This is a genomic window from Geodermatophilus normandii, from assembly GCF_003182485.1.
In the GTDB taxonomy this organism is placed as follows: domain Bacteria; phylum Actinomycetota; class Actinomycetes; order Mycobacteriales; family Geodermatophilaceae; genus Geodermatophilus; species Geodermatophilus normandii.
Genome location: NZ_QGTX01000001.1, coordinates 4,365,663 through 4,391,413 on the forward strand (window position 1 = coordinate 4,365,663; position 25,751 = coordinate 4,391,413).

General features: G+C 74.7%; 26 protein-coding genes, 1 tRNA gene and 1 pseudogene. 8 read left to right on the forward strand and 20 right to left on the reverse strand.

Going from position 1 to position 25,751, the window contains the following annotated elements; all coding sequences use genetic code 11:
* Positions 1-4: 4 nt before the first annotated feature.
* A pseudogene (locus JD79_RS24410) lies at positions 5-1,473 on the reverse strand (NAD(P)/FAD-dependent oxidoreductase).
* Between JD79_RS24410 and JD79_RS24600 the strand changes: the two are divergent.
* Together JD79_RS24600 and JD79_RS20990 are read left to right on the forward strand one after the other, a co-directional pair.
* A complete protein-coding gene (locus JD79_RS24600) occupies positions 1,355-1,846 on the forward strand; it encodes a serine hydrolase domain-containing protein (protein WP_211308089.1) in 492 nt (163 codons plus the stop codon). The pseudogene JD79_RS24410 and the gene JD79_RS24600 sit on opposite strands and share 119 nt — an antisense overlap.
* Before the next feature lie 9 nt (positions 1,847-1,855).
* A complete protein-coding gene (locus tag JD79_RS20990) occupies positions 1,856-2,878 on the forward strand; it encodes an ABC transporter substrate-binding protein (protein WP_211308090.1) in 1,023 nt (340 codons plus the stop codon).
* A gap of 47 nt (positions 2,879-2,925) precedes the next feature.
* Here JD79_RS20990 and JD79_RS20995 read toward each other — a convergent pair whose 3' ends face one another.
* Positions 2,926-3,135, reverse strand: a complete 210-nt coding sequence (locus tag JD79_RS20995; RefSeq protein WP_110007086.1) for a hypothetical protein — start codon at positions 3,133-3,135, stop codon at positions 2,926-2,928.
* A 113-nt stretch (positions 3,136-3,248) separates the two neighbouring features.
* Complete coding sequence (locus JD79_RS21000) at positions 3,249-3,836, reverse strand: dihydrofolate reductase family protein (RefSeq protein WP_110007087.1); 588 nt, start codon at positions 3,834-3,836, stop codon at positions 3,249-3,251.
* A 423-nt stretch (positions 3,837-4,259) separates the two neighbouring features.
* On the opposite strand from JD79_RS21000, the gene JD79_RS21005 reads away from it, so the two are divergent.
* Positions 4,260-5,255, forward strand: a complete 996-nt coding sequence (locus JD79_RS21005; RefSeq protein ID WP_110007088.1) for an endonuclease/exonuclease/phosphatase family protein — start codon at positions 4,260-4,262, stop codon at positions 5,253-5,255.
* A 166-nt stretch (positions 5,256-5,421) separates the two neighbouring features.
* Entirely contained in the window at positions 5,422-7,311 is a 1,890-nt protein-coding gene (locus JD79_RS21010; protein ID WP_110007089.1) for a M28 family peptidase, read from the forward strand.
* Positions 7,312-7,363: 52 nt separating this feature from the next.
* Here the strand turns inward: JD79_RS21010 and JD79_RS21015 are convergent, their stop codons facing one another.
* From JD79_RS21015 to JD79_RS21070, 11 genes are all read right to left on the reverse strand, one after another.
* Positions 7,364-7,693 (reverse strand): protealysin inhibitor emfourin, encoded by a 330-nt coding sequence (locus tag JD79_RS21015; RefSeq protein ID WP_110007090.1) that lies wholly within the window; start codon positions 7,691-7,693, stop codon positions 7,364-7,366.
* The gene (locus JD79_RS21020) at positions 7,690-8,898 is read right to left on the reverse strand and encodes a M4 family metallopeptidase (RefSeq protein ID WP_110007091.1); all 1,209 of its coding nucleotides are present in this window, start codon (positions 8,896-8,898) and stop codon (positions 7,690-7,692) included. Before JD79_RS21020 ends, JD79_RS21015 begins: the two co-directional genes overlap by 4 nt.
* Positions 8,899-9,275: 377 nt before the next feature.
* Positions 9,276-10,655 (reverse strand): hypothetical protein, encoded by a 1,380-nt coding sequence (locus tag JD79_RS21025; RefSeq protein ID WP_110007092.1) that lies wholly within the window; start codon positions 10,653-10,655, stop codon positions 9,276-9,278.
* 29 nt (positions 10,656-10,684) lie between these two features.
* Positions 10,685-12,226, reverse strand: coding sequence for a S8 family peptidase (locus tag JD79_RS21030; RefSeq protein ID WP_170149299.1), 1,542 nt, complete (start codon positions 12,224-12,226; stop codon positions 10,685-10,687).
* Positions 12,227-12,366: 140 nt separating this feature from the next.
* Positions 12,367-13,302 (reverse strand): hypothetical protein, encoded by a 936-nt coding sequence (locus JD79_RS21035; RefSeq protein ID WP_110007094.1) that lies wholly within the window; start codon positions 13,300-13,302, stop codon positions 12,367-12,369.
* A complete protein-coding gene (locus tag JD79_RS22860) occupies positions 13,299-13,733 on the reverse strand; it encodes a hypothetical protein (protein ID WP_170149300.1) in 435 nt (144 codons plus the stop codon). Before JD79_RS22860 ends, JD79_RS21035 begins: the two co-directional genes overlap by 4 nt.
* Positions 13,734-14,589: 856 nt before the next feature.
* Positions 14,590-15,135 carry a hypothetical protein gene (locus JD79_RS21050; RefSeq protein ID WP_110007097.1) on the reverse strand — a complete coding sequence of 182 codons (546 nt, stop codon included), beginning with the start codon at positions 15,133-15,135 and terminating at the stop codon, positions 14,590-14,592.
* Between the two features lie 209 nt (positions 15,136-15,344).
* The gene (locus JD79_RS21055; protein ID WP_146220511.1) at positions 15,345-15,665 is read right to left on the reverse strand and encodes a hypothetical protein; all 321 of its coding nucleotides are present in this window, start codon (positions 15,663-15,665) and stop codon (positions 15,345-15,347) included.
* 40 nt (positions 15,666-15,705) lie between these two features.
* Positions 15,706-16,482, reverse strand: coding sequence for a GAF domain-containing protein (locus JD79_RS21060; protein ID WP_110007099.1), 777 nt, complete (start codon positions 16,480-16,482; stop codon positions 15,706-15,708).
* Positions 16,479-17,327, reverse strand: a complete 849-nt coding sequence (locus JD79_RS21065) for a GAF and ANTAR domain-containing protein (protein ID WP_110007938.1) — start codon at positions 17,325-17,327, stop codon at positions 16,479-16,481. Before JD79_RS21065 ends, JD79_RS21060 begins: the two co-directional genes overlap by 4 nt.
* 1,544 nt (positions 17,328-18,871) lie before the next feature.
* On the reverse strand, positions 18,872-19,168 hold the full coding sequence (locus tag JD79_RS21070) for a hypothetical protein (RefSeq protein ID WP_146220512.1): 297 nt from the start codon (positions 19,166-19,168) through the stop codon (positions 18,872-18,874).
* A gap of 323 nt (positions 19,169-19,491) precedes the next feature.
* Between JD79_RS21070 and JD79_RS21075 the strand changes: the two genes are divergently transcribed.
* The 3 genes from JD79_RS21075 (at position 19,492) to JD79_RS21085 (ending at position 20,777) form a co-directional block, all read left to right on the forward strand.
* A complete protein-coding gene (locus JD79_RS21075) occupies positions 19,492-19,905 on the forward strand; it encodes a DUF6640 family protein (protein ID WP_110007101.1) in 414 nt (137 codons plus the stop codon).
* A 189-nt stretch (positions 19,906-20,094) separates the two neighbouring features.
* Complete coding sequence (locus tag JD79_RS21080; protein WP_106276035.1) at positions 20,095-20,499, forward strand: VOC family protein; 405 nt, start codon at positions 20,095-20,097, stop codon at positions 20,497-20,499.
* Positions 20,496-20,777, forward strand: coding sequence for a winged helix-turn-helix transcriptional regulator (locus tag JD79_RS21085; protein WP_110007102.1), 282 nt, complete (start codon positions 20,496-20,498; stop codon positions 20,775-20,777). Before JD79_RS21080 ends, JD79_RS21085 begins: the two co-directional genes overlap by 4 nt.
* Positions 20,778-21,049: 272 nt before the next feature.
* Here JD79_RS21085 and JD79_RS21090 read toward each other — a convergent pair.
* A tRNA-Asn gene (locus tag JD79_RS21090) sits at positions 21,050-21,122 on the reverse strand.
* A gap of 139 nt (positions 21,123-21,261) precedes the next feature.
* Here JD79_RS21090 and JD79_RS24075 point away from each other — a divergent pair.
* Complete coding sequence (locus JD79_RS24075) at positions 21,262-21,576, forward strand: hypothetical protein (protein WP_245900270.1); 315 nt, start codon at positions 21,262-21,264, stop codon at positions 21,574-21,576.
* A 5-nt stretch (positions 21,577-21,581) separates the two neighbouring features.
* Here the strand turns inward: JD79_RS24075 and JD79_RS21100 are convergent, their stop codons facing one another.
* The 5 genes from JD79_RS21100 to JD79_RS21120 all read right to left on the reverse strand — a co-directional run bounded on the left by JD79_RS21100 (position 21,582) and on the right by JD79_RS21120 (position 25,749).
* Complete coding sequence (locus tag JD79_RS21100) at positions 21,582-22,163, reverse strand: hypothetical protein (RefSeq protein ID WP_110007103.1); 582 nt, start codon at positions 22,161-22,163, stop codon at positions 21,582-21,584.
* A complete protein-coding gene (gene dnaG / locus JD79_RS21105; RefSeq protein WP_110007104.1) occupies positions 22,160-24,037 on the reverse strand; it encodes a DNA primase in 1,878 nt (625 codons plus the stop codon). The genes JD79_RS21100 and dnaG overlap by 4 nt, the downstream gene beginning before the upstream one ends.
* A gap of 102 nt (positions 24,038-24,139) precedes the next feature.
* Positions 24,140-24,637, reverse strand: coding sequence for a hypothetical protein (locus tag JD79_RS21110; protein WP_110007105.1), 498 nt, complete (start codon positions 24,635-24,637; stop codon positions 24,140-24,142).
* Positions 24,638-24,654: 17 nt separating this feature from the next.
* A complete protein-coding gene (locus JD79_RS21115; RefSeq protein ID WP_211308091.1) occupies positions 24,655-25,281 on the reverse strand; it encodes a YdcF family protein in 627 nt (208 codons plus the stop codon).
* 96 nt (positions 25,282-25,377) lie between these two features.
* Positions 25,378-25,749 carry a hypothetical protein gene (locus JD79_RS21120; protein ID WP_110007106.1) on the reverse strand — a complete coding sequence of 124 codons (372 nt, stop codon included), beginning with the start codon at positions 25,747-25,749 and terminating at the stop codon, positions 25,378-25,380.
* Positions 25,750-25,751: the final 2 nt, after the last annotated feature.

Consider the following 25,751-nt stretch of genomic DNA (forward strand, 5'->3'; position numbering starts at 1 on the left):
CGTCTCAGGCGTCGACGGACGCGTACAGCCCGGCGGACGCGCTGGCGCCGGTGACGACGAGCTCGGCCACCACGCGGGAGGCGACCCAGGCCTGGACGTTGCCCGTCCCGTTGTAGCCGCCGAGCGCGAGCACCCGCCCGGCGCTCCCCGGCACCGGTCCGCAGCGGGGCAGGGGGTCCTCGGCGAAGCCCACGACGCCCGCCCACCGGTGCGTCACCGGTGCGTCCACCCGGAGCTCGTCGGTCAGCCACCGGTCGAGGCGCGCCTGGACCGGCGCGGAGACCTCCGCCCGCGCCGTCCAGCTCGCGTCGCCGTCGAGGTCGGAGAAACCGCCGAGCGCGATCCGGCCGTCGGCCGTCTGGTGCACGTACTCGTGGCCGTACCGCGCGTAGACGGGGAACGGGAGGACCGCCCGGCGCAGCGGTGCCGTGGCGAGCATGTTGAGGCGCCGCGGACGGACCGACCGCGCCGACGGCACCAGCGCCGCCAGGTCGCCGTCCACCGCCACGACCGCCCGGTCGCACCACACCGCTCCGGCGGTGGTCCGCACGCGGACCCCGTCCCCCTCGACGGCGGGCGGCCCGACCACCCGCGAGTGCTCGAACACCCGCGCCCCGCGCGCCTCCAGGGACCGGGCCAGCGCCCGGAGCCAGCGCACCGGGTGCACCGACCCGTCGTGGGGGAAGAACAGCCCGGCCCGCCCCCGCGGGCGAGCGGTGCCGGCAGGTCGTCGCCGGCCACCAGGTGCCCCGGGAAGCCGTCCTCCGCGAGCGCCGCGGCGTTCGCGCGGACGTCGTCGGCCTCCGCCTCGTCGACGGCGAGCCGGAGGAGCCCGTCGACGCGGAAGTGGTCCCGCGCGCCGACGGCGTCGGCGACCTCGAGCACCTCCCGCTGGGCGGCCAGCGTCGCCGCGTGGACGGCCGCGGCCCGCTCGCGCCCCCACAGCCGGCGGGTGTCGTGGTACATCGGCGCGGCGCCGGCGATGAAGAAGCCGCCGTTGCGGCCGCTCGCGCCGGAGGCCACCTCGGCCCGGTCGAGCACGACCACCGAGAGGCCGGCGTCGACGAGGCGCCGGGCGGTCGCCAGGCCACCGACGCCGGCACCGACCACGCAGACGTCCGCCCGCGCCTCGCCCTCCAGCGCCGGTCGCGGGCGGTGGGGCTCGTCCTGCCACAGCGGCACCGGTGCGCTGGTCACGTGCGTCCACCTCTCGACGGGCTCCTCGCGGCTGAGCGCCCCACCGTGGCACGGCGCGGCGCCGGACCGGGAAACGCGGTCGTCCCGGACGCGCCGGTGCGGGCCACCACGGTGCACGGCCGACGTCCGGGGCCCCTCCGACGAGTCGTTCACCGCGGTGCCGAGGGCGCTGGGCGGACTGCCGGACGACGGGGACGCGGGCGGCTCGGTCGCGGTCCTCGTCGACGGCGAGCCGGTGGTGGACGTCTGGGGCGGGTCCGCCGACGCGGAGGGCACGACCCCGTGGCGGCGGGACACGACCACCGGCGTCCGGTCGGTGACCAGGACGATGACGGCGCGGTGCGCGCCGGTACTCGCCGGCCGCGGCGACCTCGACCTGGGCGCACCGGTCGGCCGGAGTCCACCGTGCGGGGCGAGGAGCGGGTGCTGGTGCGGCGACTGCTCGCACACGGCGGGCCTCCCGACCGGGACGGGCCGGTGGAGGACCTCCACGACTGGACGGCGGCCACGACCCGGCTGGCCCCGCAGGGGGAGCCGGGGACCGCGGCCGGTACCACTCGCTCACCCGGGGGTTCCTCGTGGGCGAGGTCGTCCGCTGACCACGGACCGGACGTCTCCCCGTGATCACACCCAACTTAGGACAGGCTAACCTCGCCCGGTGCCGAAGAACGCGGGCCTGCTGCGCCCCTCCCGTCTCGCCGTCCCGCTCGCCGTCCTGGCCCTGTCCGGAGGGCTGACCGCCTGCGGCGGCTCGGAGGACGACGCCGCCGCGTCCGCCGCCGGGACGTCCTCCTCGCCGGGCTTCCCGGTCAGCATCGAGAACCGGTTCGGCACGACCGAGATCCCCGCCGAGCCGCAGCGCGTGGTCACCGTGGGCTTCAACGACCAGGACTTCGTGCTGGCCCTGGGCGTCACCCCGGTCGGCGAGCGCGAGCTCCTGGGCGACTACGACGCCACGACGCGTCCCTGGGCGGAGGAGCTGCTCCCGGCGGAGGACATCCCCACCGTGGGCGGTGAGGAGATCGACCTCGAGGCCGTCGCCGCGCTGGAACCCGACCTGATCGTCGGCGTGTACTCCTTCATGGACGAGACGGTCTACGACCAGCTGTCCGGCATCGCGCCGACGCTCGCCCAGACCGACGAGTACGCCGACGGCGCCACCCCGTGGCAGGAGCAGACCCTGCTCATCGGTCAGGCGCTCGGCCGCGAGGACGAGGCGCAGCGGCTCGTCGACGACGTCGAGGGCCGGTTCCAGCGGGCGGTCGAGGAGAACCCCGGCTTCGCCGACAGCTCGATCGCCGTGGACCTGACCGGCGTCGGCTCGGGCCACTACCTGCTCGGCGCGGACGACCTGCGCACCCAGTTCTTCACCGGTCTCGGCTTCGGCGTCCCCGACACCAGCACCGACGTCAGCCAGGAGCGGCTGGACCTGCTGGACGCCGACGTGCTGGCCGTGAACGGGTACGACCAGGCCGCCGCCGACGCGGACACGCTGTTCTCCGCCCTCGACGTGGTGACCCAGGGCCGCACGGTCCTGCTCGGCAGCTACTCCGGCGACGTGTCCGCCGCGCTCGGCTTCGGCAGCCCGCTGTCGCTCCCCTTCCTGCTGGACGAGGTCGTGCCGGCCCTCGCCGCTGCCGCCGACGGCGACCCGGCCACCGCGGTCCCCGCTCTCGGCTGAACCCCTCGACGCGCCCTCGGCCAGCCGGTCGAGGGCGCGTGGAGCGCTCAGGCGTGCGCCGCGTGGTCCGGGACGTCGTCCCGCGCCCGCGAGCCCACCCGGTCCGGACACGCGCCGGAGAACGCGATCAGCCCCCAGGTGACCGCGATCGGCACGGCCCAGTCGAGCAGCAGCTCCGCCAGGTGGTCGGAGGAGCGGGTGGTGGCGTGCTCCTCGAGGAGCGTGTCGAGGACACCGGCGGCCCCGATCACGACCATCCCCGTCCCCCACGCCGCGCTGACGACCCGGTCGACGGACCGGGACCAGGGAGACCGGCTCCACGGCCGCCGACCATCCGCGCGGGCGGTCCCATCCCGCTCCAGGCCCCGTCTCAGACGGACGGCGCCGCCACCTGGGGCCGTCGGACGGCGTAGCGCAGCAGCACGACGCCGTTGCCGAAGCGCCGGTCCTCCACCAGCTCCAGGTCGGTCGGGGTGTCGGCGGTCTCGAACAGCCGCCGACCGCGGCCGACGACGACCGGGTTGACGTAGAGCCGGTACTCGTCGACCAGGTCCAGCCGGCGGAAGGTCTCGACCAGGTCGACCCCGCCGAGCGTCATGTCCCCGCCGGGCTGCTGCTTCAGCGCGCGGATCTCCTCGGGGTCCACCTCCGCCCGCAGCGAGGCGTTGGGGCCGACCTCCCGCAGCGTGCGGGAGAACACGATCTTGGGCACCGCCCGCCAGATGCCGGCGAACTCGTGCATGACCGGCGGGTACCCGGGGTTCTGGTCGGCGGTCGGCCACACCGCCTCCATGAGCTCGTAGGTGACCCGGCCCTCCACGAAGGCGCTCATGGTGGCGAGCTGCTCGTTGAAGTGCGCGTGCAGCTCCTCGTCGACCCGGTGCCAGCTCAGGTCGCGGTCCGGCCCCTCGAAGTAGCCGTCCAGCGACAGCATCATGTGCACGACGATCTTCCGCATGCGTCCTCCTGGTCTGCGGCTCGGCCCGGGAACTCGGACCGGCGGACGCGGACGATCTCATCGGTCCCGTCGTCGTCCGGTGCCAGGCGACGGCGCGGGGACGCAGCCGGAGCGGACCACTGCAGTCGTCCGGACGCTCCCCCGGGCCGCCTCGACGCCGGGCCCTCCGCCCACCGGATCGCCGACCGCCGCGAGCGCGACCGTCGGCGCGCGGGCCGACGCACGCGGTCGGGGAAGCCGACGCGGGGCGCACCACCGATCGGGCGACGCGGCTGCACCGAGGGCCAGGACCTCGCCTCGGGCCGATCGTGGCGGGCGGTGCCCGTGTCCGGCTGGGTCCGGAGGGCTGGGATCCGTCCGGTGACGTGGTGGTGACGGCCCAGGCCCCAGGATCCGGGTGCGTCGGGATGGGGGTGGACGGACATGGACGTCGAGATCGGGACGTTCAACCTGCTCAACCTGGCCCGGCCCGGCGAGCGCTACTACCCGGACGAGAGGCCGTACTCCCAGGCCGAGTACGAGCAGAAGGCGACGTGGATCGCGCACCAGCTGCGCCTCATGGACGCGGACCTGGTCGGCTTACAGGAGGTCTTCCACGAGGAGGCCCTGCGGGACGTCTGCGACCGGTCCGGGCAGTACGACGACGGCACCGTCGTCGCGCCGGGCGCCGACGGGGCCAGCGGCCCGCGACTCGGCCTGGCCAGCCGGCTGCCCCTCGACGGTCCGGTCACGGCCGTCACCGACTTCCCGCCGGGGATCGACGTGGCGGTCGAGGACGTCGGCCTGCCGGCCGGGACGTTCAGTCGTCCCGTCCTGCGCGCCCGCGTCGTCCTCGACCCGGCGAAGGACACCACCGCGACGGTCCTGGTCGCGCACCTGAAGTCCAAGCGCCCCATCCGCGACCCGCAGGCCCCGGAGCACGATCCGCGCGAGGAGGCCCTCGGCAAGGCCCGCGCGCTCGTCCGCAGGGCCGCGGAGGCGGCGGCCCTGCGCTTCCTGGTGCTGGACGAGGTCGTCGGCACCTCGCAACCCGTGATCGTGCTGGGCGACCTCAACGACGCCGCCCGGGCGGTCACCACCGACGTCATCATGGGCGACGCACCCTCGAGGTTCTGGCCGAGCGACCCCGAGGACCGACGGGCCTACTGGGACCGGCTCCTCTACTCGGCGTACGAGCTGACCGTCCGCCGCACCGGACGCGACGTCAGCTACACGCACATCTTCAACGGGCACTACGAGAACCTCGACCACATCCTGGTGAGCCAGGAGTTCTACGAGCGCAATCCGCAGCGCATCGCGGAGGTCCGCTACCTGCGCTACCTCAACGACCACCTGGTCGACAGCCAGCTCAGCAACGACCGCCGCGACCGGGTCGCTTCCGACCACGCCCAGCTCGTCGCCGAGATCCGCCTGCTCTGACGTGGATCGAGGACCGGTCGTCCCGGCCCGCACCGGCAGGACGGTGACGCGGTCGTGACGTCCGGGTGACGGCGCACCGGGCACCGTCTCCCCGGACGGTCCCGGCGGTGTCGACCGCCGGGCGACGGCATCCGCGACGGCGGCACCCGGGCGGTCAGGAGCGACGATGGACCCACTGACCGGCACGGTCGTCTTCTCCGACGTCGGCGGCACGCTGGCCTCGGTCTCGGTCTCCGCGGGCGGGGACCGGATCGAGCGACTCGCCGTCTACCCCGACGTCCCCGGGATCCTCCGTGGTCTCCAGGAGCGAGGGGCCCGACTGGGCGTGATCTCCGACCCCGGCCCCCTGCCCGCCGAGGAGGTCGACCGGGCCCTGGCGGAGGCCGGTCTCCGGAGGTTCTTCGAGCCGGACCTGGTCGTCTACGGCCGGAAGGACTCGCCCCGCCTCTTCGAGCGGGCCGCGGAGCGCGCCGGGGCCGCGGACCGGCTCCTCTTCGTCGGCGAGGACGCGGACGAGCGCGCGCACGCCCTGGCCGCCGGGATGCTCGTGGCGCCCCACCCGGGGCTGGCGGAGGCGGTGCTGGACGAGCGGGCCCCCGTGCGCTACCTGCGGATCACCGTGCCGGCGTCGCACGCCGCCAGCCAGTGGCGCCCGGCGCTGCGGGACCTGCCGGTACTGGCCCTGCACGTCGCAGGCCCGGCCGGCACCACGGTCTACGCCGTCGGGACCACGTCAGCCGCCGCACGACTGGACGACCTGGGCTTCCGCGTGGACCGCCTGGGCGCCGGGGACGAGCCGCTGACCACGACCGCGTACGTCCTGCGCGACGACCGGCAGACCGAGAGCGGCTTCCTCGCACCGGACGGCAACTCGCAGGGGTTGTTCGGGACGGGTGCGGCGGCCGGGCGGGTGCTCGCCTCGACCGATGACGGCCTGGTGGTCGCCGTCCCGGCCGGGGAGTCGGTGGAGACGTACCACTTCGACCGGACCCGGCACGGCCACGACCTGAGGCTGGTGCCGACCGTGCAGGCCCTCGGGCGGGCCGACGAGCCCCCGGGGACTCCCGCGCCCGAGGCCGGGCCCGCGACCATCACCCCCGAGGAGCGTCGGGTCATCGAGGCCAGGACGCGCCCGCAGGACATCCGCGACCACCTCGCGCGCTACACCGGGGCCGCACCCGCCGGACACGGGGCCGGGCCCATCCGCAGCCGGCACGTCCAGCACCCGGACAACGCCGCGGCCATCGAGGCTCTCGTCGGCGACCTCGACCGGATCGGTGGCGGGCGGTTCGTCATCCGCCGGCACTGCTTCCCGCACGAGGGCCGGCAGCTGCAGAACGTCGAGGCCGAGCTGCCCGGCAGCGGGCTCGACGGCGTCGTGCTGGTGACGGCCCACGTGGACTCCACGGGGGCGCTGCACCCCGGGTACCAGCCCTCCCTCGACCCGGCCCCCGGCGCCGACGACGACGGCAGCGGGGTCGCCGGGGTGCTCGCCGCCGCGGACGCGCTGCAGGCGTTGGACGCCGCGCTGGGGATCCCCCGGCGGGCCGTGCGGTTCGTCCTGTTCAACGCGGAGGAGCACGGGCTGGTCGGCAGCCTGGCGTACGCGGGTGACCAGGCGTCGCTGGGCGACCCGGTCGTCGCCGTGTTCCAGATGGACATGATCGGCTGGGACGTGCTCCCGGAGCGGACCTTCGAGGTGCACGCCGGGGTCACCGGCCGGCCGGTGGCCGAGGAGCGGTCGCTGGCACTCGCACGGCGGATCGCCGACCTCGTCCCGCAGATCTCCCCGGAGCTGGCGGCCCCGCAGGTCTACCCCCGCGGTGGGGAGCCGGATCCGGCGGAGGCACGCAGCGACCACTTCAGCTTCCAGCTGCACGGTCACGCGGCGTGCCTGGTCTCGGAGGACCTCTTCGCCGGGCCGGGGAGCGGGGCGCCGCCCGCCGAGATGAACCCGCACTACCACACACCGGCGGACGCCTCGGTCAACGCCGACTACGCCTCCGGCATCGTCCGGGCGGTCACCGCGGCCGCCTGGTTCACCGCCACGCGGTGACGCGGCGAAGCGTCAGGCGCCCACCGGGAGCGTCGGGCGCCGGCCGGGAGCGTCAGGCGCCGGCCGGCGGGAGGTGCTCCTGCAGCCAGCGGAGGAGCGCTGCGAACTCCGCGGTCATCGACGTGTCGGTCTGACGGAGGACCACCGGGTCGGCGCGGTCGACTCCGGTGTCGACGGTGACCTCGTAGGTCATCGCGTCCCCGCCCCTGGCGTCGCCGGCGCCTGCAGCCGTGCGCGCAGACGCCGTGCGCGCGGCCTCGACCAGGCGGGTCAGCTCCCCGGCCTCGGCCCCGGTCAGCCCTGACGTGTCCACCGTGGACGGCCGGCGGCCGAGCCGCAGCCCGGCCGCCAGCCCGCCGTGCGTCGCCAGGGACACCCTCATGCGTGCGGCGCCGGACGTCCCCCGCCGACGGCCTGCCGCTGCAGGTCGCGACGCAGTGCGTCGATGGAGGCGGACATCTCGGCGAGGTGCCGCAACACGTCGCTGACGGAGTCGGACCCGCCCGCGGCGCCGCTCGCGCGCGACACCGTGGGCTCGGAGGTGACCGTGATGCCCACCCCGTCCCAGCCGGCCTGGACCGCCTGCTGCTCGGCGGAGTCGATGCCGTACAGCTCGCCGGCCTTGGTGAACGTGGTGTCGGCGAACTCCTGGAAGTCCGTCGTCGCGGTGGAGGCCCGCAGCGACTCGTACCAGATGTGGCCGGCGGCCTCCCAGGCGTAGCCGCCGATCCCCACGGCGGTGAAGTGGAAGGCCTTGTTCGGGATGCCCGAGTTGATGTGCACCCCGCCGTTGTCCCCCTCGTCGGTGTCCGGGAGCTGGACGTAGTCGCGCATGTGCGCCGGTTGCGGGTCCTTGCCGAGCAGCTCGTTGTCGTAGGCCTGCCCCGGTGCCGCCAACGAGCGCAGCGCGTCGGCCTCGATGCCCGGGGTGAAGACCTCGGCACCGATCAGCCAGTCCGCCTCGTCCGCGGTCTGCCGGAGCGACCACTGCTTGACGAGCACGCCGATCACGTCCGACATCGACTCGTTCAGCGCACCCGACTGGTTGTGGTAGACCAGCCCGGCCGTGTGCTCGGTGACCCCGTGGGTCAGCTCGTGCGCGATGACGTCCAGGGAGGCCGTGAAGTCGGTGAAGATGATCCCGTCACCGTCGCCGAACACCATCACCTGACCGTTCCAGAAGGCGTTGTTGTACCGCACGCCCCGGTGGACGTAGGCGTCCAGCCGCATGCCCTGGTCGTCGATCGAGTCGCGCTGGAGCACGTCCCGGTAGAACTGCCGCGTCGAGCCCAGCCCGTCGAAGGCCTGGTTGACGGACCGGTCGGACGACGGCGGGCCGTCCTCCGACCGCGCCAGCGAGCACAACGGCAGGAACGTGGAGTTCCGGCAGTCGAAGACCGTCCGCCGCCCCTGCCCCGGAGCCGCCAGTCCCGCGAGGGACGCGCGCACCTCCCGCTCCCCTCGCAGCCGTGCCGTGGTGAGCAGCGTGGTCATGGCCGCGGAGCGGACCGCGGCGTCGCCGCTCTCCACCAGCCGGTTCAGGACGTGCGGGGGGATGATGCACTGGCGGGTCATCTCGTGCCTCATGGGGTCACCTCTCCTGTGCGGGATCCTGGGAGTCCGCCCTTCGGCGTCCATCTCCTCGTCAGCGCCTCGGTGAGGACCACGTCCCCCCGGGCCCGACCACGCTCCGACACCTGGGTCGTCCAGCGGGACGTCCGGGCGCTCGCTCCGTGCCGGCACGATCCTCGGAGGTCCCCGTCACGGTGGCGTCACCGCCACGTCACCCGGCCGTCGCGGTCACCCGGCCGTCGCGGTGACCCGGCCATAGCGGTCACCCGGCCATCGCGCTGGGAGCGTCGCGCGGGGCGAGGCGAGCGGAGTGGAGACGGCGACCGCCCTCCCCTCGCGCCTGCGCGGCCCTCCCCTCGCGCCGCTCCGCGGCACGGCCGGCGGCGAGCCGGTCACGGGGGCGCTCCGCCCTGCGGCGCCGGCGCCGGGGAGGTGGCCTCCGCGGCCGGCGGCGTCCGGGGGCTCACGACCGGAGCAGCGAGCATCGCCTGCAGGAGGGCGTTGGCGACCGCCCGGTTCCGGACGTCGCCGTGGCCGGACACGTGCCGGTCGGCGAGCAGGTTGGTGATCCGCCGTGGGGCGAACCGGTACCGGGCCTCGTCGTCGCCGAGGGTGGCGTGATCGGCCTCGGCGGTCGCCACGGCGCCGTTGGCGCCAAGGCCGCCGTAGGGGTCGTCGGCGTCGCCGAGACCGCTGCTCGCCTGCCGGGCGAGCCGGGAGGCGACGGCATAGGCGAGCAGGACTGCCTTGTCGTTGTGCGTGTGGGTGACCACGACGGGCCCGACCAGCTGCGGACCGGTGAGCACCCCGCGGAAGGTGCCCGGGGGTGCGGTGCTCCCGCTGAAGCTGCGGTGGCTGAAGGCGCCCTGCAGCAGCGTCAGCGAGGCGACGGGCACCTCGGTGGCGGCAGCTGCCGCGGTGACGACCCGGGCTCCGAAGGAGTGCCCGACCAGGTGCAGGCGCGGCGGACCGGGCAGCCGCGCGAGCCGGGCGAGCAGCGGGGCGACACCGCGCGTGCCGACGCGGCCGGCACGCCCCTTCATCGTGTAGTAGGTGGTGAGGTTGAGCAGCTGGCGGGCCGCCCGCGTGGGGTCCAGGCCGGGCAGCGACAGGCCGGTCGCGGTGGTCCCGCTCGCCGTCAGGAAGTCGGGGGGCACCCCGGGCGGGAGGCCGGCGCCCGCGCCCGGGGGGTCGGACGGCTCGGCCCCCGTGTCGACGTCCAGCTCGGCCGCACCGGCCCGCGCGAAGACCTCCTCCGTGTCGCCGCTGCGCAGCGTGCCGGGGACGGGGTCGTCGTCCCCGTCGTCCGGCTCGGGCGGGAGCAGGTCGCGCAGGCGGGCGAGGAACCGGTCCCGCGCCTCGGCCGAGGCCTCCAGCGCGCCGGCCAGCTCCCTGAGCTCGCCGGCGGCGGCCGGGTCCTCGACCCGCTCGGTGATCGCGTCGAGGAGCGCGGGCAGCTCGCCCGCGGCGGACAGTCCCCCGCCGGCCACCCGGTCGTCGTCGGCCCACCTGACGGAGGGCCAGAGCAACCCGACGACCACCCACCGACGGTTCGGCGCGCGGGTGCGGGCGAGGTCGGCGACGTCGTCGGCGAGCTCGGTGAACAGGCGCTCGGCGTCGTCGACGTCGTTGTTCCAGCCGTGCGCGATCAGGAGCACGTCGGTGGCGGGGTCGGCGCCGGACCGGACGAGCCGCAGCGCCCGGTCGACCTGGGCGTCTCCGGCGGCCCTCCCCTGCTTCGTGAACTCGACCGGTGCGTAGGGCCACTCCACGGGATCCCCCTCGGGACTCTCGGTACGGGCTAGACGGACTGGATGGCCCGCATGGCGTCGACCAGGCCGGCACCCTGGAAGTGCCGCGACCGCCCGATGTCGGTGGCGGTGTCCATGAGCGCGGTGCGCACCTGCTCGGGGTGGCCGATGAACTCGGGGTGCACCGAGAGGAAGCCGGCGGCGACACCCGACACGTGCGGAGCCGCCATCGAGGTGCCGGAGTTCTCGATGTACATCGACCCCGGCAGCGCCTCCCGCGCGCGGACGGCCAGCTTCCCCGCCGCCGCGCTGACCACGCGCTCCCCCGGGGCGATCAGGTCCGGCTTCATCCGCCCGTCCCCGGTGGGTCCCTTCGAGGAGAAGTAGGAGACGCCGTTCTGGTGCGGGGAGCACGAGGTGGAGCCGACCGTGAGCGCGAGCGCGGCGTTGCCCGGGTCGTTGATCGTCATGTCGAACCCCAGGCGGAACACGTTGTTCTGGGGGTCGCGCGCATAGCCGTAGCCGGAGTTCCCCGCGGCCACCACGACGACCACCCCGGACCGGACGAGCCGGTCGACCTCCCGGCACACCGGCGTGAGGCCCGTCGCGAACCAGGTCGGGTCGAACGGGTGGCCGACGGAGACGTTCACGCCGTGGACGACGAGGTCGCGGCCGTTGTCGTTGAGCGTGTTGACGTACTGCAGGGCAGCGATGAGCCCGGTGATGTCGCCGGACTCGTCGGGCCGGAGCACCTGGCAGGACAGGAGCCGGCACTCGGGCGCCATCCCGGCGATCGACGGCAGCCGCAGCGCGGAGGGCTGGACGGTGCCACCGCTGTCGCGGTACCAGGTCGTGGCGGTGATCGAGCCGCCGTCGGGCGCCACCATCTCGCCGGCCAGGATCCCCGCCACGTGCGTCCCGTGGCCCGCCTCGTCGACCAGCGCCATCTTGTCGTCGGCGTCCACGAAGGACTTGTGGGGCAGCCCGTCGAGGTTGTGGTGAGTGGCGAAGTGCGGGTGGTCGCCCTGGATGCCCGAGTCGAGGACGGCCCAGACCAGGCCCCGGCCGGTCGCCCGGAAGGAGCGCTGCGCCGCCTGGCACTTCGTGGTCACGATCGAGCGGTAGATGAGGGCGGAGGTCTGGAAGTTGGGCCAGAGCCGGTGGATGGCCCCGCGCGGCGCCCGGCCCTGCTCGTCGGGCGACTCCACCGGGCCGGCGTCGTAGCGCACGAGCTCCTCGATCGCGGGAGCCCGCAGCGTCACCGTGAGGTAGCTGCCGTTGACGGCGATCTCGTCCTCCCGGACGCCTGCCACCTCGCCGAGGAGCTGGGTGACCCGGGCGCGGGCCGCGGGGATCCCGCCCTCGTACCGGGTGCGCAGCTCGACCATGACGCCGATCGGGCCGCCGCCGCCGCCCATCAGCTCTCGCAGCGGCTTGGAGACCACCGAGTCGAGCACCAGCTCCGGCGACGTCGGGACCTGCCACGTACGCGCGCCCGGCGTTCCCGGGACGTACTCGTCGGCGGGATCCCGGACCGGGCCGTACTCCGACGGGAACTGCGGGACGCCGTCCCATCTCGGGGGTTCGGTCACGGTGCCTCCCCTGAACGTCCGCCGTGCGGCCATCCGTGGCCGCGGACGGTAGGGACGAGGCATCACCGTGCCGTCACCCGTGCGTCAACGCGCGGGTCGAGGCCGGGATCCGCACGGGTGCCGCGCGCGGTGGTCCGTGGTCACGGAGGGTCGTTGAGGAAGCGGAACTGCAGCCGCACCGAGTCGTCCATGGGCACCACGAGGGTGGAGTTGCTGGCGTCCCACCTCTCGGGGACCAGGAACACCCGGTCCTCGCCCTGGACCAGCAGCCGCAGGTCGCGGTACCGGTAGCGGAACGTCTGCCCCTCGCTCGGCTCCAGCGCCGTCTCGCGGACGCCGCGGGAGGTCAGGTGCAGCCGCTCGGTGGTGTCGAGGATGACGGCCGGGAGGCGGTCCAGGTGCCGCGCCGCCTCACGCGCCGCGCCCCGGCCGGACCACTCGGCGAAGGTCGCCGTGGCCCAGAAGACGCTGATCACCAGCAGCACGGACAGGACGACGGTCACCACCCCCGACGGCGGCTGCCCCGGCCGCAGCGACCGCGCGATCCGCCGTCCGTAGAGGGCGAGTCCGGTGCCGGCCGCCATGAGCAGCGGCGTCACGAGGGGGTAGTACGCCCAGCCGCCCCACGACGGGAAGCCGACGAGGAGCAGGACGCCGACGAGCAGGAGTGCGTCCCCGGTGACGACGACGGCGCGCGCCTGCCGGCTCCCCCGCTCCACGCGGTGCCGCCCGCTCGCGGCCACCTGCGGGTCGGCGTCCTCCGCGTCCGCCAGAGCGGCCTGCACCCGGTGGCGCACCCGCTCGTGGACGACCGCGACGACGACGGCCAGGAGCGCCAGGACCAGCAGCGGGGTGAGCAGCGGTTCCGGGCTGCGCATGACGTAGTCCTGCGTGCTCAGCCCGATGGTGTCGACGTCGACGCCGAAGTACAGGTACCGGGCCCGCGAGGACGCGTAGCCGAAGTAGAAGAGCAGCGCGGTGAGGACGCTGAGCGGCGCGACGACCTGCGCGACCGATCCCGCGACCTGCCCGAGCCGGCCGAGGGGCGTGGCCGGGTCGGGGGACGGCGAGGTCATCCCTCCGGCTCGGGCGGGATGAGCTCGATGTCCTGGTCGTCGGCCTCGACGCCGGCCGCGAGTGCCGTGCAGGGCGGATCGAGGTCCGCCGGACACCGCACGAGACCGGTCAACTGGAGGAACGCCGGCTCCGGTCCCGGCGCCGGTTCCGCCGGCTCGTCAGCGGCCGGGGCGTCGTGGTGGACGGCGACGACGCACACGTCCCGATCGTTCGGGTCCGTGTTGTCGGAGGTGAAGACGAACCCCTCGCACGGCGGGTCCCCTCTCTCCGAGCACCCGTCCCCGCCCACGGTGAAGGCCCCACCGGTGACCACCGCAGCACCGACCTCGATCTGGACGCCGGGCGGGAGCTGGCTACCCAGGTAGCTCACGATCACGCACTGGTCCGGCGTGCCCTCCCCCTCGACGGGGCCACCGATCGGCAGTCCCACCGCATCGACCTCCGGCTCCTCCTCCGCCGGTGGCTCCGGGGCCTCCGGACCCGGTTGCTCCGGCGGAGGCGCCGGCGCACCCGGCTCGGCCGGGGGCTCGACCGGAGGAGCCGGGACCGGTGCTGAGGGGGCCGGAGCCGGTGCCGGAGGCGCCGGCGAGTCCGGCCCGGTCGGCGACTGCGGGGAGTGCGGAGCCGCAGGACCCGGTCCGGTCGGCGACTCACCGGGTGTCCCGTGCTCCGGGGTGTCCGGGTCGGCCGAGGGCTCGGGCGACGGCGGGAGGGGATCGGCCGGCACCGGCGCGGGTGCCGGAGCCGACGCGGACGACGTCGTCGCGGCCGGAGCGGCACCCGGGTCGCCGTCGTTCCCACCACCGCACCCGGCGACGACGACCAGCGCCACCACGGCTCCCCACACCGTCCTCGGCCGCGACGTCGTCATGCGATCACCCCGGCCGTGGCCGCCACACCCGGGGCCCCCGATCGACCAGCACGACGCGCCCGGCGCGGGTCGGCGCCCCCGCCGTCACGACGGACCCGTGCAGCGGCACCGAGCCCGTCCACCCGACCTCCCCCGGACCGGGTCCGTCCGTCGGCTCCACCGACAGCGCGTCGTCAGCGGCGACGTCGCCGATCCCCTGCCGCGGCGCGGGAACGGCCACGCGGGAGGTCTGCGTCACGGTCGAGGTGTAACAGCGGAGGCGTCACCGCGACGTCACCACCGCCGCCGGGTCCGGCGACCTGCCCGCGCCGACCGCCTGCTGCACCGCCGTGGCCCCGCGGTCGGGGCGCGGGACCCGGACAGCGCTGCGCCGGACCCGGTCCACGGACGCCCCCGGTGGCCGGGGCCGCCGGAGTCACGTCGGCTCAGGCCGCGACGGGACGGGCGCGCGATGCGCGGCGGGTGGCTGGGTCGGGGCCCTGCCATCCCGGGGCTCGGCGAAGGCCAGCCACACGAAGCACAGTCCGACGAGGAACACGCCTCCCGTCACCATGCCGGCGAGCTGCAGGGGCGTGAGCGCGAACGTGTCCTGTGGCGCGAACGCCACCGCGCCCATGGCCGCGTAGAGCACCGGGTCCACACCGCGCAGGATCCTGCTCGACAGCGCATCGGACCTCGTCGAGCGCCGCACGAAGGACACTGCTTCGGCCAGCCCGATCAGACCGGCTGCCAGGAAGGTGGCCCGCCAGATGAGGCCGTCCGGCGTTCCGTCCGCGAGCACGGAGGCCAGGCTCGCCGTCCCGGGCAGGAGGAAGTGCAGTGCGGTGTGCAGGTTCGCGCGGTGCCGACGCGGGTCGGTGCGCCAGTGGTCGGGGACCAACTGCAGCGCGGTGAACCACAGCCCGAGCAGGGTGAAGCTGACTCCGGCCAGCGCTTGGTAGAAGCTGATCTCCGGATCCACGGCGCTTCCTCTCATCCGGCGGCCCTGCAGTGCAGGTCACCACGTACGCCTCGCGTCGACCGCGCTCGGGCACCCCGGTCGTCGGACGGTCCTCCACGCGCTCACCGCGCTGGGACGATCGTCGGCACTCCGCGTCACGGTGGCGTCACCGCTCCGCTACGCCCCCGTCCCGCGCCGCGAGTCGGACCTGACGTCGTGGGGGGCTTCGCTCAAGCGGTGTCGACGTCGGGCGACTCGACCTGACCCGCCGCCGGCCGCTCGCCCATCAACTCGTCGATGATCCGGCCGAGCCGCTCGTCGCCCGGATCACCGGGCGGCGGCGTCGACAGCGGGATGCGGTAGGCGCGGTAGCTGTCCTCGAGCGCCTCGTTGAGCGCCTGGGCGAGGACGTCCTGCTGGAAGGTGTCCAACGGCACCAGTCCCTGCAGGTAGCCGTCGAGGTCGAAGGCGTCGCCGGTGCCACCGAGGGCGAGGTAGCGCAACCACAGGTCCTGCACGGTCAGCTCCGCGCGGACCCGGGCGGCGTCCATGCGCCCGTGGCGCTCGTCGCAGGTCATGGTCGACGAGCGGTCAGGCGTCGCCGCGAGAGGCGTTGCGCGCGGCGACGGCGGTGACGAGGGCGCGGGCCACGTCCAGCACGGGGCGCTCGGCCTGACGTGCAGCGGCGGCCAGGCCGGCGAAGGCCTCCTCCTCCCCGGGAGCGCCCCGGGCGAGCAGCACGCCGGTGGCCCGGGCGATCGCGTCGCGGCTGGCCAGGGCCTCGGTCAGCTGCCGGCTGAGCCGGCGGGCCTCGGCCAGGCTCTGGGTGTTGGCCAGCAGGATCGCCGCCTGCCCGGCGAGCAGGCGCATGACCTGCTCGTCGTGCGGGCCGTAGTTCACCGGGCGCTCGCAGTAGACCTTCATCGCGCCGATCGACTCCTCGCCCACCACCAGGGGTGCGCTGAGCACCGAGCGCACGCCGAGCGCGCTCGCGGCCTCGCTCCACCGCGGCCAGCGGCCGTCGGTGAGGGTGTCGTCGATCCGCACCAGTTCCCGGGTCCGCCAGGCGGTCAGGCAGGGCCCCTCGTCCAGCTCGTACTGCAGGGCGTCGGCCCGCTCCACGGTGGCGTTGGACGCGGCGCGGGAGCGCTTGCCGTACTCGTCGACGACGGTGACCGCGGCACCCAGCGTGCCGGCGGTGGTGGTCGCGGCCAGCGTGGTGACCAGCTCGAGGGCGGTGTCGACGGTCTCCCGGGAGAGCACCAGCCCGGCCATCTGGCTCAGCGCCGCGCCCAGGTCCACCGGCGGGGCGAGGCCCGCGGAGTCGGTCGCGGCCGGTGCCGGGTCCTCGGCAGCGGGGTCGGTCATCCGTACTCACCTCCAGCGGAGTCGCGCTCGGCCGGGGCGGTCCTCGCCGGCCGGCGCTTGGGGGGTGCAGAGGGCGGTTCGCCGGTGAGCCGGGACGTGCGGCCGCCACCGCGTGCCGGCACGGCCTGGAGTTCCCCGGTGTGCACCAGCTGGTCGGCGATGTGGCGGACCTTGCGGTTCGCGTGCACGGACACCCGGGTCAGCAGCTGGAACGCCTGGTCGGGCGTGAGCCCGAACCGCTCGATCAGCACGCCCTTGGCCTGGTCGATCGTCGCCCGGGACTCCAGGGCGGCCTGCAGGTCGTCGGCCTTGGTGTGGGCGGACCGGTAGGCGTGCAGGTTGCCGACGGCCACCGCGGCGTACGGGCCGAAGCGGGTGGCTGCCGCCCAGGCGTCGGCGTCGAAGGCGGAAGGCTGTCGGGCGTAGACGTTGAGCGCGCCGGAGACCTGCTCGTCGACGGCGATCAGCAGCGGGACGGACAGCGAGCTGAGGACGCCGCGCTCGGCCGCCCGGGGCACGTAGTCCGGCCAGCGGCGGTCGGTGCGGGTGTCGGCGATCTCGACCACCTCACCGGTGCGGGCGGCGTGCAGGCACGGCCCGTGGTCGCGCTCGTACTGCGCCTCGTCGGCGTCGACGGCGAGTCGGCCGGTGGAGACCACGGTGGTGGGTCTGTCCCTGACGAGCAGCGACACCGAGGTCTCGGTGTCGCCGGGCACGACCGTCTTGGCCAGGTCGGCCACGGTCTGCAGCAGGTCCTCCATGGACAGGTCCCGCAGGGACAGCCGGCCCAGGTGCTCGAGCGCCTCGGCGGCCTGCACGGGCTGGGGGTCCTGGCTGCTGGCCACGGCACGGCCTCCGGTCTGGTGCACCGGGGCGGATGACCTCGGCAACGGAGCCCGATCTGGAGTCCGTGCGTGCGCGGTACGCCGCTGGTGGACGTACGGGCGGGGTTCGCCCCGCACTCCCACCGAGCCTACGCGGATCCGCCCGGACCCGGGGGCCGACCGGCACGGGCTCGACGGGACCGAGTGCGCTCTCCGGCCCGGCATCGGACCGGATACGGCGTAGGGTGAGACCACCTCCACCGCGGAGGCGTCGTACGACACCGAGGTTGTCACCGTCCCCACAGACACGCTCGTCCTGGCCTGCCGCCTCAGCGGCCTCTCCCTCCACGACCTGTGGTGCGAGTACCTCAACCTCGGCGGGAACCGCTCCGAGACGCAGTTGGCGGCCCGCATGACACTCGGGTACGAGTGGCCGGCCTTCGACGACCTGGTGCTGTCGACCGCTGCTGACGAGGCGCTCGTCGACGGCGGCCTGCCGCCACTCGTCCGCTCCTCCGCTGTCTGAGTCATCGGCTCAGACACCTCCGGGACACCCGTGACGACGAGTGCCCCGATCGCCCGGGACGGGTCCGCCGCCCTCCGACTCGCGGGCCTGAGCCCTCGCGGCTCGACGCCCGCGCGTCGACACCCGGTCACCACCTGAGCCGCTCGTGCGGTGGTCCGGTCGGTCGAGGCCGGCCATCCGGCGGTTGCACCGCGGGTCCTGGCCGGCTGCCTGCGCCCCGTCCTGCGGACAGCGGACCCGCCCTGGCTGCTGCGCCGGACGACTGGGAAGCACCGGAGAGCGCCGTCGATGCTGGAGGACCGGTGCCGCGCCCCGTCACGGCTCACCGGCCGTCCCGAGATCCCCGGCCGCCGTCGCCGTGGCCGCAGCCGCGCCGAGGACGAGCGCCGCTCGCGGACCGCGCTGCGCGACCGCGCCGGGATCCGCGGAGGACCGACCAGGGCCGACAGCCACCCGTCCGCGGTGGCCACGGCCCGGGCTCCCGCCGAGCAGTTCCGGCTCCAGGCAGCCTCGGCAGGCGAGCCTCTGGGCGCCGACGTCAGCACGGGTTCCGATACCGCCGGAGCGCGGGATGCCCTCGTGCCCCCTCACGGCATGTCTCATGGCCGCCGTCCCCACCAGTCAGCGCACCTGGTTCCGGACCGCTCAGGCCATGCCTTCATGCACGCCCTGTGAGGCTCGGCCTCACCTGGAGAGGCCTACAGCGCTTCGCCCGCCACCTGGCGGCCATCGGGCCTGTCGTCCGCCCTGAGTCCGAGCAGAGGGAAGGTCATGCGACGTCGCCGGCCGACACGTCCGCTCCGCGACTGCTGAACCACGGGTGTCCTCGAGTGGGCCGCTCTGGGACACAGGGCGGCTGCAGGGCAGGGACGGCCGTCACCTACTGCGGACGGTCCTGTTCGTTCCTAGGCGCTGCATCGAAGTCCGGGCGGAGAGCGCCGTTCCGATGTGCTCCACTGCGAATGCAAGAGCCACACACCCGAACGATGGGCGTCCACCTGCAGGCGTCGGGGACCGCCGCCAGCCAGCCCCTGGTGACTCACGCGTTCGCCGCCGTACGCATCTCGAAGTGCGTCACTTCGAAGCGCTCGACGTCCGCGATGACCGTGCCGCCTGCTTGGGCCGCATCAGCCCTGACCCGGCTGGCCGCCTCCTCGGACGCACGAAGAGCTACCTCGCTCTCCCACAGAGTCACGGTCAGCACCCTGCCGTTCTGACGGTCGACCATGCCGATGACGCCCGCACAGCCGTCCATCTGCAGCACCGTGGAGGCGAAGCCGGCCTGAGTCTGCTCATCGGCGTCGGGCCGATCCGCCGGACCTTCATAGGTGGACACTCGAGCGAACATCCGAACACCCCCCACGACGTGCACCCTCCGGGACTGCCTGACTTTCCTCGCGCCATCGCGGTGGAGGCAAGGACCTCCGCCACCTCCCGCTGCGCATCCGCGAGTTCGCGGGCGAGCCGGTGCCCCGACCGGAGCGGCTGGTCAGCACCTGGCCGTCGTACCGGTCGCGTTGCCGACGCCGGGTCGAGTCGGCCGGGACCGTGGACGTCGTGCGACGGCCGCGACCAGCTGCACGACCACCGCCCGGCCGCACACCCCTGGTCTCCCGACCGGGAGTGCCCCACGCTGTATGCCTGCGGCGGGGAGGTGCGATGAGGACGAGCCGGCTGCTGCTGACCGGCGCCGCCGTCGGCACGATCGTCGGCACGGCGCGCGCGGACCTGAACGCCACTCACGTGTTCAACCCCGACTGGCCCCCACACGCCCGTTTCCACGGCGCCGCCGGCTGGGGCACGGTCGCCGGTGCTCAGGTGCTCGCGCTGTGGCTGTTGTGGCGACCGGCGTCCTCCACCGCCGAGCTGGACCTGGCGACCAGGACCGCCGCGCTGCTCCCGGCGGTCGCGTGGGCGCCGTTCTTCGCCGCGCTCGCCACGCCCGGCACCGCGGTCGAGGACGAGCCCGGGCACCTGCCGCGGCTGGCCGGCGTGCCGCTCAACCTGGTCCCCGCGACCCTCGTACCGGCCGTGGCGGCCCTCGGCTACCTGCTGCACCGCCGCGGCCTGTAGCCCACCCGCGCCGGAGAAGCCCACAGCCGGGCGGTCCGAGCCCCGCCGACCACTCCGACGGCTCCGCGGTGATGCGTTCCTTGGTGGACCGCTCAGGGACAGCTGTGCACACGACCCGACGCACACGACCCAACTCGAGCGCGCGGCCAGGACTTGACGTCGCACTTGCATTTTGCAAGTGTCGGCCGCATGAGCCTCTTCATCACCTGCCCCGTCGAGAGCGTCGAGCGCGCGACCGCCTTCTACACCGCCCTCGGCTGGACCCTCAACGCCGAGATGTCCGATCACAACGTCTCGTGCTTCGCGATCGCGCCCGAGCAGTACGTCATGCTCGGCAGCCGCGAGATGTACGCGAGCGTCGGCGGCGTCGAGGAGTTGGTCGGTGGACCCCGTACGCCCTCGAAGGTCACGGTCTCGTTCGACCTGGGCAGCCGCGAGGCGGTCGACGAGCTCACCGAGCGCGCCGGCGCCGCCGGCGGGCGGATCGGTGACACCGACGACTACCCCTTCATGTACCAGCGCCAGTTCGACGACCTCGACGGCTATCACTACTCGCCGTTCTGGATGAAGCCGGACGCCGATCCGACCGCGTGAGCGACCTCGCCGCGGCCCTCGACATCGTCGGAGCACGGTGGGCACTGCTCATCGTGGAGCGGCTGCTCGACGGGCCGCAGCGCTACGGCGATCTGCAGCGCGACCTCGGAGTGCCGACGAACATGCTCGCGACCCGCCTGCGCGAGCTCGAAGCGGCCGGCGTACTGACCCGTCTGCCGCTCCGGCACAACACCCGGGCCTACGCGCTGACCGATCGCGGCCTTGCCTTGCGCGAGGCGATCGTCGCGCTCGGACGCTGGGGCGCCGAGGAGGCCTGAGCCCCGCGCGGAACCACGGGTCGCTCCGACCGGTCGAACCCGGCTCGCACCGACGTTCGCGCTCAGGCAAGGCGACGACTGTCCCATGAGCCGCCTCCAGGGACGGGGATGGCGACGCACAAGATCCGCAGGCCGAAGCCCAGCCGCGCTGCGTCGTCCCGACGCAGCACCGTGAGCGGCGAGAAGGGCGGTGGCCCGTCGGCCATTCCAGGGGTTCGTCATGGGTGGCTGGGCCGCCCGCCTCGCTCACGAGGCGCTGACGTGCGGTGTTGCTCCCCCGATTGGACTCGAACCAATAACCCTGCGATTAACAGTCGCATGCTCTGCCAATTGAGCTACGGGGGACGGGCGGGCGTGGCCCGCGCGCCCGTCGAGAGTACCGCACGGCCTCGGGCGTCCCGCGCAGGCTCCTCCGATCGCGGACGGTGGGGTCCGCCCGTAGCGTGATCACCTCGTCGGTCTCGTCTCGAACACGGAGGTCCCCGTGGCCAAGTTCTCCTTCCTCCTCGGCTTCGGTGCCGGCTACGTGCTCGGCGCGAGGGCCGGTCGTGAGCGGTACGAGCAGATCCGCGGCCTGTGGTCCGACGCCAAGGACAACCCGCAGCTGCAGGGCCTCGCGGGCATGGCGCAGGCCCGCGCCGACGACGTCGTCAGCTCGGTGAAGGCGAAGATGGGCCGCGACACCGGGTCGGACACCACGTCGGCCCGCAGCACCGGCACGACGACGACGCCGCCGGCCACCAGCACCGACTCCCCCGACCTCACCGCGCTGCCGGTCGACCCGCCGCCGATGGTCTGAGCGGCTCAGTCGGGCTGGTCCGCCGCCACCGCCTCGGCGAGCTTGCGGCGGGCCACCTCCCGCGCCTCGGGATCGCTCCGGTCGGCGTCGTCGTCGAAGACGACGGTCCACTCCCGCACCGCCTGACCGGGCACCCGCCGGGCCACCAGCACCACCCCTCCCCCACCGGGCAGCGGTGAGCGGCGGCTGGCGACGACGGTCTGGTCGACCCGGCGACGCACGATCGCGGGCAGGTCGCCGGCGTCGCTGAGCGCGTACCGCTCGGCGGGCTCGCGGGCCTGCACGCCCGGCTCCACCTCGGTCAGGGCGCTGACGGTGAAGCTGCCGCCGCCGTCGTTGGTGGCCGACCACCGCGCCGACCCCACCTCGTGCCAGGGCAGCAGGCCGACGTCCCCGGCCCGGGCGAGCGTCAGGTCCTCCGGGACGACGCGCAGCCCGCGGCTCGTGGCCACCAGCCACCCCTGCCCGCGGACCAGCACGCCCCAGGCCAGGACCCGCTCGTCGGGGTCGGGCGAGGCCTGCACGGCCGCGCGCACCGGCTCGGGCGGCCGGGTGAAGCGGCGTCGCAGCGCCGAGGCGACGCTCACGTCAGCCCGCCGATGGCCCGCTGCCGCAGCGAGATGGCCTCCTGCTCCAGCGCCATGAGGCGGGAGAAGGCGCGCATGTACTCGTCGCCCTGCTCGACCGGGTTCATCCGCTGCAGCCTGCCCTTGAGCGCGGTGACCTGCCGGACGGTGGCCATCTCCTGCAGCCTCGCCAGCACCGCCGAGACGTACCCGGCGTCGGCCTCCCCCACCGAGCGCAGCGGCTCCACGGCGAGCGCGGTGAGCTGGGCGCGGGCGGTCTCGCGGTCGCAGTGCGCGGCCACCTCGTCCAGCCACGCCGGTCCGGTGACCTGCGCGGCCGCCGCTCCCCCGGCCTGCGCCACGGCCGCGGCGACGGCGGCGTAGTCGGGGTCGGTGTAGGCGTCCGGCCCGATCGCGTCGAACGACGGCCCGGCGATCTCGGGCACCTGGAGCGCGGCCTTGACCGCCTCCCGCTCCACGGCGAGCGCGGCGTCGTCGGGGGTCCGCTGCGGTGCGCGCGGCCGCCGCGGCGGCGCGGTGTCCCCGCCGGTGATCCGGCGGACCCGCTCGAGCACCTCGCCCTCGTCGGTGTCGCCGATCAGCCCGGCCAGCCGGCGGGCGTAGGCCGGACGCAGCGCGTGGTCCTTGACCTGGGCCAGCAGCGGGGCGGTCCTGTCCAGCGCGGCCACCCGGCCCTCGACGGTGTCCAGGTCGTACTCGGCCAGCGTCGTCCGCAGCACGAACTCGATGAGCGGGGTGCGCCGGGCCACCAGGTCGCGGACCGCCGCGTCGCCGTGGGCCTGACGCAGCTCGCAGGGGTCGCGCCCGTCGGGCTCGACGGCCACGTAGGTCTGCGCGACGAAGCGCTGGTCCTCCTTGAACGTCTTCATCGCGGCGGCCTGCCCCGCGGCGTCGCCGTCGAAGGTGTAGACGACCTCCCCGCGGAACTCGTCCTGGTCCATGAGCAGCCGCCGCAGCACGCTGATGTGCTCGGGGCCGAACGCGGTGCCGCAGGAGGCCACCGCCGTCGTCACCCCGGCCAGGTGGCAGGCCATGACGTCGGTGTACCCCTCGACGACGACGGCCTGGTGCCTCTTCGCGATGTCGCGCTTGGCGCGCTCGATGCCGTAGAGGACGGTGCTCTTCTTGTACAGCGGCGTCTCGGGGGTGTTGAGGTACTTCGGGCCGGGGTCGTCGTCCATGAGCTTGCGGGCGCCGAAGCCGATGACGTCGCCGGTGATGTCCCGGATGGGCCACACCAGCCGGCGGTGGAAGCGGTCGATCAGCGTGCCGCGCGAGGACTCCTTGGCCAGCCCCGCCGTCACCAGCTCCTGCTGGCTGTAGCCCTTGCCGCGCAGGTGCCGGGTGAGGGCGTCCCAGCCGGCCGGGGCGAACCCGCAGCCGAAGTCGAGCGCGACCTGCCGGTCGAAGCCGCGGTCGGCGAGGAACTGCCGTGCCGGCGCGGCCTCGGGGCTGCGCAGCTGCTCGGCGTAGAACTCGAACGCCGCGGTGTTGGCCGCGACCAGCCGCGCCCGCTGCCCGGCCTGCGCGCGGTCGGGCGCACCGGTGGGCCGGCCGCCGTCGTCCTCGTACCTGAGGTCGATGCCGGCCCGCGCCGCCAGCCGCTCGACGGCCTCGGTGAAGCTCAGGTGGTCGATCTGCTGCACGAAGCTGATGACGTCACCGCCGGCTCCGCACCCGAAGCAGTGGAAGAGGTTGCGCGCCGGGGTGACGTGGAAGGACGGCGACTTCTCGTCGTGGAACGGGCACAGGCCCTTGAGGCTGCCGCCACCTGCCCGCTTGAGCTGCAGGTGCTCGCCGACGACCTCGTCGATCCGGCTGCGCTCGCGCACCAGCGCGATGTCCGCGGCTCGGATGCGTCCCCGGCCGGCCATGGGCCCCCTCCGTCGTGCTGCTGCCGGGACGCCGGTGCGCGTCCCGCACCGATCATCCCCTCTCGCGACGGCGGGAGCCGCAGCCGTCCTGCAGCTGCGGGCTCAGCTGCCCCCCGCGGCCGCGGCCCCGCCGGCCGTGGCCGCGGCCGCGGACGTCGACTGGCGCCGGTCGAGCACCAGCTGCACCCAGAGGAGGAAGACCTGGGCGTCCAGGGACAGCGTGTCGTCGGCGGTCAGCGTCGGGCGCCGGGACCAGCCGCCGGTCGTGCCGCTCTCCCCCACCGTGCGCCCGCCCGAGGTGTAGCGCCGGGTGCCCCTCCACCAGGAGGCCGTCTCGACGGCGACCGGGACCCCGTCCAGGTCGACGTTCCAGGTGCCCCTCCACAGCGAGGTCGGCACGGCCCGGAACCGGGCGGCGTCCTCGGGATCGGCGGCGAGCCGTCCGACCAGCTCGCGCTCCCGCTTCCCGAAGGCCCACTCGCGGTCGCCGACGACCGCGGTGGCCGCCTCCCGCCAGTTGCTGGCCCGCAGCCGGGCCACCGGCTCGCCGTCGCGCAGCACCGGCGTCCCGTGCTGCCCGGCCTTGCCCAGCTCCAGCACCCGCGCCTCCCGTGGACTCAGCCGATGCCCGGTGCGCCCGCGACGCTCTCCCCGGTTACGCGGTAGAGCAGGTAGGCGGCGGTCTCCCTCAGGATGTACCGGAACTGCGTGGTGCGCGTCTGGACGGCGGGGCCCTGCCGCGTGGGCGAGCTCTCCGCCGAGATGCCGGCGTCCTCGGCCATCCGCTCGGCGCGCATGGCGTGCCAGGGGTCGGTGACCAGGACGGCGTCGGACCAGCCACGCTCGGCGAACGCGGTGCCGACCGCGCGCATGCTCTCCAGCGTGTCCACGCCCTCGGGCACCGCGAGCAGCGACTCCCCCGGGATGCCGGCGCCCGCCAGGTAGTCGCGCCCGGCCTCGGCCTCGGTGAACTGGTCACCGGCCGCCTTGCCGCCCACGGTGACGACGACCGGCGCGACGCCGTCCTCCCACAGCGACAGGGCGTGCTCGAGCCGGGCCTCGAAGATCGACGACGGGACGCCGTTGTACTGCGCCGAGCCCAGCACGACGATCGCGTCGGACTGCGGCCGCGCGTCCTGCCGCGCGGTCCACCAGATGGCGGCCGCGGTCGAGGCGACGAGCAGCAGGGCAGCGAGCACGAGGGCGCCGAACACCCGCGACGCCAGCGCCCCGACCCGAGTCACCGGTCATGGATAACACGGGCCCTGCGCCGTCCGTGGCAGCTGTGACGGGCGTGGCGCGGGGCCCGCCCCGGTGACGGGCCCCGGCCGCCGGGACCGTCAGGCGACGAGGACGAACCCGACGACGGCGAACAGCAGGGTCAGCACGCAGACGAGGATGCCGACGTACAGGCCGGTGCGGTTGACCGGCGAGGGCGGCGGCGGGACGTAACGCGGGAACCCGCTGGCCAGCGACCCCCGCTGCACCTGCGCGGCCTGCTGCGGCGTGGGCGTGAACTGCGGCTGCGGCGGCAGCTGGACCTGGCCGGGGAAGGCGACCTGCGTGGGCGCGGCCTGCTGTGGCCCGGGGGCGCCGACGGGTGCACCTGCGGGTGCGACCCCCGCGGCGGCGTACGGCGCGGCCGGGGCGTAGGGCCCGGGCTGGGCGTAGGCCCCCGCGGGGGCGACGGGCGGGTGGGGCGGCTGCGACAACG